This window comes from Pseudomonas sp. JC1203, assembly GCF_056175065.1.
Genome location: NZ_JBWCAM010000026.1, coordinates 89,705 through 101,941 on the forward strand (window position 1 = coordinate 89,705; position 12,237 = coordinate 101,941).

Below are 12,237 nucleotides of genomic sequence, written 5' to 3' on the forward strand. Positions count from 1 at the left end.
CATGAGCCGCGCGCACCACCACAGGCCCCACGCGCCGCCCACCACCCGGGCGACCTGGCTGAGCCTGTTCGCCATGCTGATGATGTTCATCGGCCCGCTGGTTTCCCAGTCGATGCCGATGGACCACGACCGCGCCATGCCCATGGAAATGTCCATGGCCATGCCGGGCATGGACATGCCGGGCCACGACATGGCCCAGCACCATGGCGACCCCACGCTGCACCCCCTCTGGGAAAAGTGCGGCTATTGCAGCCTGTTCTTCCACACCCCGGCCCTGCCCCAGGCGCCCGGCTTCCTGCCCCTGGCCAAACCGTTGCCGGTGGCCGGCCTCATTGCCCCCACCCACCAGGGCCACGCCGCCCAGGCAGTGTTTCCCGGCGCCCGTACCCGCGCGCCACCCACTATCCGCCTCGCCTAGCTCCTGATCACGTCGTGCCTGCCACGCTGCCTACTGCAGCGGCGGCCGCGCACCCGTGCCTTTGTGACTGATCGAAGTTGGATAAACCATGTCCAGGTCCACTGCTACCTCGTTGCTGTCCCGTAAACGGACGGCCGCCGCGCTGTGCGGCACCCTTTTCTGCCCTGCGGCCTTTGCCGCCGAACTGGTCGGCGCCGCCGAGCTGAGCCCCACGGTGATCACCGCCGTGGCCCCCAGCTCGCCGCTGACCGTGGTCACCAACCCCAAGGACCCACGCCAGCCGGTACCGGCCAGCGATGGCGCCGATTACCTGAAGACCATTCCCGGCTTCTCGGCCATTCGCAGCGGCGGCACCAATGGCGACCCGGTGCTGCGCGGCATGTTCGGCTCGCGCCTGAATATCCTCACCAACGGCGGCAACGTGTTGGGCGCCTGCCCCAACCGCATGGACGCGCCCACCTCGTACATATCCCCGGAAACCTTCGACCGCCTGACCGTGATCAAGGGCCCGCAAACCGTACAGTGGGGCCCCGGCGCCTCGGCCGGCACCATCCTGTTCGAGCGCGAGCCCGAGCACTTCGGCGAACTGGGCAGCCGCTTCAACGCAAGCGTCCTGGCCGGCTCCAACGGCCGCTTCGACAAGGTGGTGGACACCGCCGTGGGCAACGCCGACGGCTACGCGCGCTTCGTCGGCAATACCTCCCAGGCCGATGACTACAAGGATGGCAACGGCGCCACCGTGCCCTCGCGCTGGGACAAATGGAACGGCGACGTGGCCCTGGGCTGGACGCCCGACGCCGACACCCTGCTGGAGCTGACCGCCGGAAAGGGCGATGGCGAATCGCGCTACGCCGGGCGCGGCATGGACGGCACCCAGTTCAAGCGCGAAAGCCTGGGCCTGCGCTTCGAGAAGTCGAACATCGGCGAGGTGCTGGACAAGGTCGAGGCCCAGGTCTACTACAACTACGCCGACCACGTGATGGACAACTACACCCTGCGCACCCCGTCCGGCACCGGCATGATGGCTGGCGCCATGGCCAGCAACCCTGACCGCCGCACCCTGGGCGCGCGCATCAAGGCCACCTGGAAATGGGCCGACTGGCAACTGCTGAGCGGCATCGACGCGCAGACCAGCCAGCACCGCAAGCGCAGTGCCATGGGCGTTGACGCCTACAAGGACGTGCCGCGCAGCAAGGACGCCGAGATGCAGGACGTCGGTGTGTTCAGCGAGCTGACCTGGTACGCCAGCGGCAACGACCGCGTCATCGGCGGTGCCCGCGTAGACCGCGCCCAGGCGCGCGACTATCGGCAAACCACCGGCTCCGGCATGAGCACAGCCGCCAACCCCACCGCCGATGAAACCCGCGAACAGACGCTGCCCAGCGGTTTCCTGCGCTACGAACATGACCTGGCTGCCGTCCCCGCCACCACCTACATCGGCCTCGGCCACGTGCAGCGCTTCCCGGATTATTGGGAGCTGTTCTCCCCCACCTCCGGCCCGGGCGCGGTCAACGCCTTCCATGACCTGAAACCGGAAAAGACCACCCAGCTGGACTTCGGCGTCCAGTACAAGACCGAACAGCTTGAAGCCTGGGCCTCCGGCTACGTCGGCCAGGTGCGCGACTTCATCCTGTTCGACTACAGCGGCATGAGCTCCCAGGCGCGCAACATCGACGCACGCATCATGGGTGGCGAACTGGGCGCGGCCTACAAGCTCAGCGACCGCTGGAAAGCCGACGCCACCCTGGCCTACGCCTGGGGCAAGAACAGCAGCGACGGCCGCGCCCTGCCGCAGATGCCACCGCTGGAGTCGCGACTGGGCCTGACCTACGGCCGGGAAAACTGGAGCGCCGGCGCCCTGTGGCGCCTGGTGGCTGCGCAGGACCGCGTGGACATCAACGCCGGCAACGTGGTGGGCAAGGACTACGAGAAAAGCGCCGGCTTCGGCGTGTTCTCGCTCAACGGCGCCTACCGCATCAACCAGCACCTCAAGGTCAGCGCCGGCGTCGACAACCTGCTCGACAAAAACTATTCGGAGCACCTGAACCTGGCGGGCAACGCCGGCTTCGGCTACCCGGCCAGCGACCCGCAGGCCGTGAACGAAACCGGCCGCACGTTGTGGACCAAGGTCGACTTCAGCTTCTGAACCCTTTTGGCGGCGCGCCTGGATCGCGCCGCCCTTTGCAACCGTGGAGCGCTTTGTGATGAACAAGCCAACTACAAATTTCTATAACCTGGCCTGGCGCTGGCACTTCTACGCCGGGCTGTTCGTCGCCCCGTTCATGATCCTTCTGGCGATTACCGGCATCATCTACCTGTTCAAGCCGCAGCTCGACCCGCTGATGTATCGCTCGCTGATGGTCGTCACCCCCGCCGAGCACGCGCTCAGCGCCGATGAACTGATGCAACGGGTACACAGCACTTATCCACAGGACGGCATCACCCAATACCTGCCCGCCACTGCCGCCGACCGCAGCGCGCAATTCGTGCTGAGCGCCAAGGGGCGTGAACTGAACGTGTTCATCAACCCCTACACCGGCGCGGTGCTGGGCGACCAGGACGCCAAGCTCAACCTGCAGGCCATCGCCCGCGCGCTGCATGGCGAGCTGATGATCGGCACGGTCGGCGACTGCCTCGTTGAACTGGCAGCTGGCTGGGGCATTGTGCTGGTAGTGTCGGGCCTGTACCTGTGGTGGCCGCGCGGCAAGGCCGGCGCCGGCGTGCTGTGGCCACGCCTGAACGCCCGCGGCCGGTTGTTCTGGCGCGACCTGCATGGCGTGCTGGGCTTCTGGGGTTCGGCTTTCCTGCTGCTGATGCTGCTCAGCGGCATGACCTGGACCGGCCTGTGGGGCAAGCAATTCGCCCAGGTGTGGAACACCTTCCCCGCCGCCATGTGGGACAACGTGCCCACCTCCGACGTGCAGGCCGGGCAGTTGAACCAGGCCAACCGCCAGACCGTGCCCTGGGCGCTGGAAAACACGCCCATGCCCATGTCCGGCGGTGCCCACGCCGAGCACATGGCCCATGGTGGGCATATGCAAATGCCTGCAAGCCCGGCGATCAGCCTGCAGCAGGTAGTGGACCTGGCCACCGCGCACCGCGTCGAACCCGGCTACAGCATCACCCTGCCGACCACCGATACCGGCGTGTTCACCATCGCGGTATTCGCCGACGACCCGCGCAACGACGCCACCCTGCACATCGACCAATACAGCGGGCAAGTGCTGGCCAATGTCGGCTGGAAAGACTACGGCCCCGTTGCCCGCGCCACCGAGGCCGGGGTCATGCTGCACGAAGGCAAGATGTTCGGGCCGTTCAACCAGTTCGTGATCCTGCTGGTGTGCCTGATGATTCTGCTGGGCTCGGCGAGCGGCTTGATCATGTGGTGGAAACGCCGGCCCGTGGGGCAACTGGGGGTACCGCCGCTGCGGCATGATTTGCCGAAGTGGAAGGTGGCGATCGGCGTCATGGTTGCGCTGGGGTTGGCATTTCCGCTGGTGGGGGTGTCGCTGGCGGTGGTGTGGGCAATCGAGTGGGGCTTGGCGCGAATTCCAAGCTCGAGCGCGGTGCATTCGTAGCCGCAGCCTTCGGCAGCGGCTACGGGCTAGAGGCACGAGGTACTTGCGCATCAACCGGAAATAAAAACAGGGCTAACAATCAAGGATCAAACAATGTCGTTTATTTCCTGAGATAGCATCCGAAGCCCGCAGGAGAGCGATCTCTGCGGGCTTTCGTGTTCATAGCCCTAGCTCCAGATGATAATTTCGCAACGTTGAAAATTTATAGTTACGTTCCAAGACATTTCTGTCCTGCTTCGCGACGACCTCGACATACCTGCCTACATACTTTGAAAACTTTCGCTGAATAATGTGAGCAGCATCCTTGATTTTAACAAACTCAGCAGCTGGAATCATGAATGGAGAAGATGAGATATATTCATCCTTGAGAAGCAGCAGGGCCTTTGAAAAATCAAGACCTTTGTTATCAGCCGTTTTGAAACAAAATTTATGGTTGATATGAGAGCGGAGCGGTATGCCAAAACGCAGGCTATTCAGCTCGATAAGCAAAATTCCGTAACCTCGCTTCTTCTCCTCGTTCCAGACACCATGCTTTTTGTCCAGAACCTCTTGGAGATATGCGTTCTCAGTGAAAAATGATTGTTCTAATTTTTTTATCAGCATATTTCCTTTGCCCAAAAAAAAAGCCCCAATTAAGGAGCTTTTTCATTCAAGATGGATAACTTCTTTTTTTAACGTGGGAATTATCCTTCCACCACATCTTTCAACTGGGGACTTCTTTATTTAACGTGGGGATCACCCTTCCACCACATCATCGGCATTAATTCTATGGCTCATGGTCTGCTGCGTCAATCGCTCCCCATCAGGAAAAATGTAACAGCTCATGCTTTTACTATACGTCCTACAAGGTAACGTCATTTTCGGAAACGTCTGACTTGAGGTCATGGGGTACCAGGGATAGGCTCCCCGCGTCGCTGAAAATCAGTGACCGGGCGTGCAAGCCTGAGGGATTTCCACAGCTGCTGTAGAATACTGGCTGGCGTATTTTTACGCCTTCAAGAAACTATGGTGGCTGTACGCGGGAGGGCTTAGGCCCTGCTGGGTTGGAGATCCCCAGTCTTGCACACCTGCGTCCAGCCGCCACCTTGTCGAATGCAAGCGACGAGGGGTGTCATACCCATGATCTCCGAGTCTCTTGAATATGAATTTTGATCTTCCCACTACCCGCCTCCATCACTTCGGCCCCCTGGACCGAAACAACCAACCCCTCTTCTCCGTCCGCCCAGGCACGAACGCCGACGACGCGCTTGCCCATGCCTCGCTGTTGCTCGGCTACGCCGGGGCCATTGCCTATGAAGCCGCCGACTGCGATGGCATGGACGGCAAGTTGCTGGCCCGCGGCGTCATGCCGTTGATTGATGCCGCCAAGGCGCTGGTGGACGCCTGCACCGCAGGCTGATCGCGGCGGGGCCGGACGCCGCCTGGCGGCAGCTGCTACGAACCGTGTAGCAGCGGCCGCAGGCCGCGTCCGCGGATGTTCAGCAATACCGCTAGCAATGCACCAGCAACGCCCACCCCCACGCACCACCGCGCCAAACGCGCACCAGCCCGGTGCAGGCCTGCGACCTCCACCGCCCCCAAAGCGCCATCCCACGGCCCCGCACCACTTCGGCACACCCCTTGCAATCTCCCTGGCAGAAGTCGCCATCTGCCCCACTAAAAAATCAAATCATTTGGAGATTGCACCATGAAGCGTCGTAGCTTGATCAAGGCGTTTACCCTCACGGCGTCCATCGCCGCCATGGGCATGAGCTGGACTATCCAGGCCGCCGAGACCATCAAGGTCGGTATTCTGCATTCGCTGTCGGGCACCATGGCAATTTCCGAAACCTCGTTGAAAGACGTGGCGCTGATGACCATCGACGAGATCAACGCCAAGGGCGGCGTCAACGGCAAGAAGCTGGAACCGGTGGTGGTGGACCCTGCGTCCAACTGGCCGCTGTTCGCCGAAAAGGCCCGCCAGTTGCTGACCCAGGACAAGGTGGCCGTGGTGTTCGGCTGCTGGACCTCGGTGTCGCGCAAGTCGGTGCTGCCAGTGTTCGAAGAGCTCAACGGCCTGCTGTTCTACCCGGTGCAGTATGAAGGCGAAGAGATGTCGCCGAACGTGTTCTACACCGGCGCCGCGCCGAACCAGCAGGCCATTCCTGCCGTGGAATACCTGATGAGCGAGGACGGCGGCAGCGCCAAGCGCTTCTTCCTGCTGGGCACCGACTACGTCTACCCGCGCACCACCAACAAGATCCTGCGCGCCTTCCTGCACTCCAAGGGCGTGAAGGACAGCGACATCGAAGAGGTCTACACCCCGTTCGGCCACGCCGATTACCAGACCATCGTCGCCAACATCAAGAAGTTCTCGGCCGGTGGCAAGACCGCGGTCATCTCCACCGTCAACGGCGACTCCAACGTGCCGTTCTACAAGGAATTGGCCAACCAGGGCCTGAAGGCTACCGACGTACCGGTGGTGGCGTTCTCGGTGGGCGAGGAAGAACTGCGCGGCATCGACACCAAGCCGCTGGTGGGCAACCTGGCCGCCTGGAACTACTTCGAGTCTGTGGATAACCCGGTCAACACCAAGTTCGTCGCCGACTGGAAAGCCTACGCCAAGGCGCACAACCTGCCGGGCGCCGACAAGGCGGTGACCAACGACCCGATAGAAGCCACCTACGTGGGCATCCACATGTGGGCCCAGGCCGCCGAGAAAGCCAAGTCCACCGATGTGGATAAAGTGCGCGAAGCCATGGGCGGCCAGACCTTCGCCGCGCCGTCGGGCTTTACCCTGACCATGGACAAGACCAACCACCACCTGCACAAGCCGGTGATGATCGGCGAGATCCAGGACGACGGTCAGTTCAACGTGGTGTGGCAGACCAAGGAGCCGATCCGCGCCGAGCCGTGGAGCCCGTTCATTCCAGGTAACGACAAGAAGCCTGATTACGCAGTGAAGAGCAACTAAAGCACGGCCCTCTACCTGTAGCAGCTGCCGTAGGCTGCGTCGCGGCCCGACGCCGCCTGCGGCAGCTGCTACAGGATTCTCGACGTTTGCCCCAGGACGCTGCCATGTCCCTTTATCGCCTTCTGCTCTCCCTCATCCTGCTGCTGCCCCTGGCGGCCCATGCCAGCGACGGCGACGATTTCGTCGCCGGTGACTCTGCGCAGCAGGCACAACTGCTGGAAACCTGGGCTGCCCAGCCCATCCCCGAACGCCTGGAGCTGCTGCAGGCCCTGCAGGACGGCCGCGTGGCCATGGACGCCGACAAGCACGCCGTCATCGAAAAGGCCAACGCCACCAGCGACAGCAACCTGCGCAAAGTGCGCCTGAACAACCGCCTGCGCGGCCTGGTGGACAACGCCATGGCCAGCCAGCAACTGCTCGATAACGACAAGGCGGTGCGCCTGGCCGCCGCCCAACAGCTGCAGAAAAGCGCCCAGCCCGCGCAACTGAAACTGCTGGACCACGTGGTGGCCGGCGAGCAGGACAGCACGGTCAAGACCGCCCTGAGCCTGGCCCTGGCCAACCTGCAACTGGTAGACCCCGACCCGGCCGTGCGCCTGGCTGCCGTGCGCCTGCTGGGCGACACCGGCGAGCCGCTGGCCCGCACCCGCCTGGAAAACCTGCTGCAACCCGACGTGGAAAAAGACCCCGGCGTGCGCACCGCCGCCGAAACCAGCCTGGTGCAGGTGAAACGCAAGCTGATGATCGGTGACCTGCTGGGCCAGGCCTTCAGCGGCATGTCCCTGGGCTCGATCCTGCTGCTGGCGGCGCTGGGCCTGGCCATCACCTTCGGCCTGCTGGGCGTGATCAACATGGCCCACGGCGAAATGCTGATGATCGGCGCCTACTCCACCTACGCCGTGCAGCTGCTGTTCCAGCGCCTGGCCCCCGGCGCCATCGAGTTCTACCCGCTGGTGGCGCTGCCGGTGGCGTTCTTCGTCACTGCCTGCATCGGCATGGCGCTGGAACGCACCATCATTCGCCACCTGTACGGCCGCCCGCTGGAAACCCTGCTGGCCACCTGGGGCATCAGCCTGATCCTGATCCAGGCGGTGCGGCTGATCTTCGGCGCGCAGAACGTGGAAGTGGCCAACCCCGAATGGCTGAGCGGCGGCATCCAGGTGCTGCCCAACCTGGTACTGCCCTATAACCGCATCGTCATCATCGCCTTCGCGCTGTTCGTGGTGGTGCTGACCTGGCTGCTACTGAACAAGACCCGCCTGGGCCTGAACGTGCGCGCCGTCACCCAGAACCGCAACATGGCGGCCTGCTGTGGCGTGCCCACCGGGCGCATCGACATGCTCGCCTTCGGCCTGGGCTCGGGTATCGCCGGCCTTGGCGGCGTGGCCTTGAGCCAGATCGGCAACGTCGGCCCGGAACTGGGCCAGGGCTACATCATCGACTCGTTCCTGGTGGTAGTGCTGGGCGGCGTCGGCCAGTTGGCCGGCAGCGTCTCGGCGGCGTTCGGCCTGGGCATCGCCAACAAGATCCTGGAACCGCAGATTGGCGCGGTGCTGGGCAAGATCCTGATCCTGGCGCTGATCATTCTGTTTATCCAGAAACGTCCGCAGGGCCTCTTTGCATTGAAAGGACGGGTGATCGACTGATGAACCAACCATTGATGGTAACCGCCGCGCAAAAGGCCGGCCCCAAGGCGACTATCGCCATCGGCGCCCTGGTGGTGCTGGTGCTGGTGGCCCTGGCGCTGATGTCGCTGCTGCCTGAAACCAGCAGCCTGCAGGTATCGGCCTACACCCTGACCCTGGTGGGCAAGATCCTCTGCTACGCCATCGTCGCCCTGGCCCTGGACCTGGTGTGGGGCTACGCCGGCCTGCTGTCGCTGGGCCACGGCCTGTTCTTCGCCCTGGGCGGCTACGCCATGGGCATGTACCTGATGCGCGAATCGGCCGGCGACAGCCTGCCGGCGTTCATGACCTTCCTGTCGTGGACCGAATTGCCCTGGTACTGGACCGGTACCCAGCATTTCCTCTGGGCCATGTGCCTGGTGGTGCTGGCCCCGGGCCTCCTGGCGCTGGTGTTCGGTTTCTTCGCCTTCCGTTCGCGGATCAAGGGCGTGTACTTCTCGATCATGACCCAGGCGCTGACCTTCGCCGGCATGCTGCTGTTCTTCCGCAACGAGACCGGCTTTGGCGGCAACAACGGCTTCACCAACTTCCGCACGCTGCTGGGCTTCAACATCACCTCGCAAGGCACCCGCGCCGTGCTGTTCCTGCTGACGGTGGCCTTGCTGGTGGGCAGCCTGCTGCTGGGCTGGCGCCTGGCACAAAGCAAGTTCGGCCGCGTGCTGACCGCCCTGCGCGACGCCGAGAACCGGCTGATGTTCTGCGGCTACGACCCGCGCGGCTTCAAGCTGTTCATCTGGGTGCTGAGCGCGGTGCTGTGCGGCCTGGCCGGGGCGCTGTACGTGCCGCAGGTGGGCATCATCAACCCCAGCGAAATGTCGCCCACCAACTCCATCGAGGCCGCCGTGTGGGTAGCCCTGGGCGGCCGCGGCACGCTGATCGGCCCACTGCTGGGCGCAGGCCTGGTGAACGGCATGAAGAGCTGGTTCACCGTGGCCTTCCCTGAATACTGGCTGTTCTTCCTGGGCGCGCTGTTCATCATCGTCACCCTGTACCTGCCCAAGGGCGTCATCGGCCTGATCAAGAAAAGGGGCGAACAATGAAAACCACGCCTACCCCCGAATTCATGCTGGAGCCCATCCTGGAACCCAACCGCGACGCCGGCACCAGCCGTGACGCCATCGGCCTGGGCCAGCGCGTGGACGGTGCGCTCAGCGCCCGCCACGGCACCATCCTGACCCTGGAAGACATCAGCGTCAGCTTCGATGGCTTCAAGGCGCTGAACAACCTCAACCTGTACATCGGCGTGGGTGAGCTGCGCTGCATCATCGGCCCCAACGGCGCGGGCAAGACCACGCTGATGGACGTGATAACCGGCAAGACCCGCCCCAGCCACGGCAAGGCCTGGTTCGGCGAAACCCTGGACCTGACCAAGATGAGCGAGGTGCAGATCGCCCAGGCCGGCATTGGCCGCAAGTTCCAGAAGCCGACGGTGTTCGAGGCGCTGAGCGTGTTCGAGAACCTGGAGCTGGCGCAGAAGACCGACAAGTCGGTGTGGGCCAGCCTGCGCGCGCGCCTGACGGGCGAGCAGAAGGACCGCATCGACGAGGTGCTCGACACCATTCGCCTGACCACCTCGGTGCACCGCCCCGCCGGCCTGCTGTCCCACGGCCAGAAGCAGTTCCTGGAGATCGGCATGCTGCTGGTGCAGGACCCGCAGCTGTTGCTGCTGGACGAACCGGTGGCGGGCATGACCGACGCCGAGACCGAGTTCACCGCCGAACTGTTCAAGCGCCTGGCCGGCAAGCACTCGCTGATGGTGGTGGAACATGACATGGGTTTCGTCGACACCATCGCCGACTACGTCACCGTGCTGCACCAGGGCAGCGTGCTGGCCGAAGGGTCGCTGCAGCAGGTGCAGGCGGATGAGCGGGTGATCGAGGTTTACCTGGGCCGCTGAGCCTGCCCTTTTTTGATGGAAGCACTGCTGTTGTGGGAGCTGGCTTGCCAGCGAGTTTTCAGGGCCTCAAAAGCTCGCTGGCAAGCCAGCTCCCACAAGGTCCATATGCGGAGAGTTTGAACCATGCTCCAGGTCGAAAAGCTTCACCAATACTACGGCGGCAGCCACATCCTGCGTGGCCTGTCCTTCGATGTGAAAGTCGGCGAGGTCACCTGCCTGCTGGGCCGCAACGGCGTGGGCAAGACCACGTTGCTCAAGTGCCTGATGGGCCTGATCCCGTCCAAGGAAGGCAGCGTGCAATGGGAAGGCAAGCCCATCACCGGTTTCAAGCCGCACCAGCGCGTGCACGCCGGTATCGCCTACGTGCCCCAGGGCCGGGAAATTTTCGGCCGGCTTACCGTCGAGGAAAACCTGCTGATGGGCCTGTCGCGCTTCAGCGCCAGCGAGGCCAGGGAGGTGCCGGCGTTCATCTACGAGCTGTTCCCGGTATTGCTGCAGATGAAGCACCGGCGCGGCGGCGACCTGTCCGGCGGCCAGCAGCAACAGCTGGCCATCGGCCGCGCCCTGGCCAGCCGCCCGCGCCTGCTGATTCTCGACGAGCCCACCGAGGGCATCCAGCCGTCGGTGATCAAGGAGATCGGCGCGGTGATCAAGAAGCTTGCCGCGCGCGGCGACATGGCGATTCTGCTGGTGGAACAGTTCTACGATTTCGCCGCAGAATTGGCCGACCAGTACATCGTCATGTCGCGGGGCGAAATCGTGCAGCACGGCCGCGGTGAAAATATGGAGGCCGAGGGTGTACGCGGCCTGGTAACCATTTAATCTGCACACAAACCAATAACGAACAAGCCTATGAACCTGCCCGCTTCCACCGCCCTGTACACGCCGAGCTGGCACGCCGAGCTCGAACTGGGCTACGGCCGTTTCGGCGACACCACCCGCCCCACCCAGCGCCGCCACCTGGGCCCGCTGCGGGTGCAGAAGCACCTGTACGCCGAGGGCCCCGAGGTGTGCCAGCACATCATCGTGCACCCGCCCGGCGGCATTGCCGGCGGTGACCGCCTGGCCATCAGCGTGAGCGTCGGCGACGGCGCCTGGGCGCAGTTGACCAGCCCGGGCGCGGCCAAGTGGTACCGCGCCGCCGGCCCCGCCTACCAGACCCTGAACCTGGCCGTGGCGCCCGGTGCAACGCTTGAGTGGCTGCCGCAGGAGACCATCGTCTACAGCGCCGCCCAGGCAGAACTGCACACCAGCATCGAGCTGCAGGGCGACGCCCGCCTGGTGTATTGGGACATGGTCGCCCTGGGCCGCCCGGCGGCGGACGAGCGCTTCGAGCGCGGGCATTTCCAGAGCCGCGTGGACATCCGCCGGGACGGCGAACTGCTGTGGCACGAGCGCCAGCGCGTGGTCGGCAACGACGGCCTGCTGGACTCGCCCATGGGCCTGGACGGCCACACGGTGTTTGCCACCTTGCTGGTGACGGCCGACATCAGCCCCGAGTTGCTTGAACAATGCCGGGCCGTGGAAGGCCAGGTGCGCGGCGACCTCAGCCAGCTGCCTGGCCTGCTGGTAGCCCGCTGCCTGGCCCATGAAGGCCTGCACGCCCGCGATTGGCTGATTGCCCTATGGAAAATATTGCGCCCCGAGGTGCTGGGCAAAGAAGCCCTGCCCCCAAGAATCTGGAGCACCTGATATTTTGTGGGAGC

Annotated in this window: 11 protein-coding genes; 10 read left to right on the plus strand and 1 reads right to left on the minus strand. The window is 63.9% G+C overall.

Features of this window, described 5'->3' with window-relative positions; genetic code table 11:
• The first annotated feature begins 1 nt into the window (after position 1).
• The 3 genes from AC0SZ7_RS28925 (at position 2) to AC0SZ7_RS28935 (ending at position 3,996) form a co-directional block, all read left to right on the plus strand.
• Positions 2-418, plus strand: coding sequence for a DUF2946 domain-containing protein (locus AC0SZ7_RS28925; protein ID WP_475507590.1), 417 nt, complete (start codon positions 2-4; stop codon positions 416-418).
• An 88-nt stretch (positions 419-506) separates the two neighbouring features.
• Positions 507-2,564 (plus strand): TonB-dependent copper receptor, encoded by a 2,058-nt coding sequence (locus AC0SZ7_RS28930; protein WP_475507591.1) that lies wholly within the window; start codon positions 507-509, stop codon positions 2,562-2,564.
• A 58-nt stretch (positions 2,565-2,622) separates the two neighbouring features.
• Complete coding sequence (locus tag AC0SZ7_RS28935) at positions 2,623-3,996, plus strand: PepSY-associated TM helix domain-containing protein (RefSeq protein WP_475507592.1); 1,374 nt, start codon at positions 2,623-2,625, stop codon at positions 3,994-3,996.
• A 159-nt stretch (positions 3,997-4,155) separates the two neighbouring features.
• Here the strand turns inward: AC0SZ7_RS28935 and tenpIN are convergent, their stop codons facing one another.
• Positions 4,156-4,599: a type III toxin-antitoxin system TenpIN family toxin gene (tenpIN, locus tag AC0SZ7_RS28940; protein ID WP_475507593.1), complete on the minus strand. Its 444-nt coding sequence runs from the start codon at positions 4,597-4,599 to the stop codon at positions 4,156-4,158.
• Positions 4,600-5,137: 538 nt separating this feature from the next.
• Between tenpIN and AC0SZ7_RS28945 the strand changes: the two genes are divergently transcribed.
• The 7 genes from AC0SZ7_RS28945 (at position 5,138) to AC0SZ7_RS28975 (ending at position 12,223) form a co-directional block, all read left to right on the plus strand.
• Positions 5,138-5,395 (plus strand): DUF3077 domain-containing protein, encoded by a 258-nt coding sequence (locus tag AC0SZ7_RS28945; protein WP_475507594.1) that lies wholly within the window; start codon positions 5,138-5,140, stop codon positions 5,393-5,395.
• 288 nt (positions 5,396-5,683) lie between these two features.
• Positions 5,684-6,949 (plus strand): urea ABC transporter substrate-binding protein, encoded by a 1,266-nt coding sequence (gene urtA, locus AC0SZ7_RS28950; protein ID WP_475507595.1) that lies wholly within the window; start codon positions 5,684-5,686, stop codon positions 6,947-6,949.
• Between the two features lie 104 nt (positions 6,950-7,053).
• Entirely contained in the window at positions 7,054-8,595 is a 1,542-nt protein-coding gene (gene urtB / locus AC0SZ7_RS28955; protein WP_475507596.1) for an urea ABC transporter permease subunit UrtB, read from the plus strand.
• On the plus strand, positions 8,595-9,674 hold the full coding sequence (gene urtC / locus AC0SZ7_RS28960) for an urea ABC transporter permease subunit UrtC (protein ID WP_475507597.1): 1,080 nt from the start codon (positions 8,595-8,597) through the stop codon (positions 9,672-9,674). Before urtB ends, urtC begins: the two co-directional genes overlap by 1 nt.
• Positions 9,671-10,531, plus strand: a complete 861-nt coding sequence (gene urtD / locus AC0SZ7_RS28965) for an urea ABC transporter ATP-binding protein UrtD (protein ID WP_473005215.1) — start codon at positions 9,671-9,673, stop codon at positions 10,529-10,531. The genes urtC and urtD overlap by 4 nt, the downstream gene beginning before the upstream one ends.
• A gap of 123 nt (positions 10,532-10,654) precedes the next feature.
• Positions 10,655-11,353, plus strand: coding sequence for an urea ABC transporter ATP-binding subunit UrtE (urtE, locus tag AC0SZ7_RS28970; RefSeq protein ID WP_475507598.1), 699 nt, complete (start codon positions 10,655-10,657; stop codon positions 11,351-11,353).
• A gap of 30 nt (positions 11,354-11,383) precedes the next feature.
• Complete coding sequence (locus tag AC0SZ7_RS28975) at positions 11,384-12,223, plus strand: urease accessory protein UreD (protein WP_475507599.1); 840 nt, start codon at positions 11,384-11,386, stop codon at positions 12,221-12,223.
• The last annotated feature ends 14 nt before the right edge of the window (positions 12,224-12,237 follow it).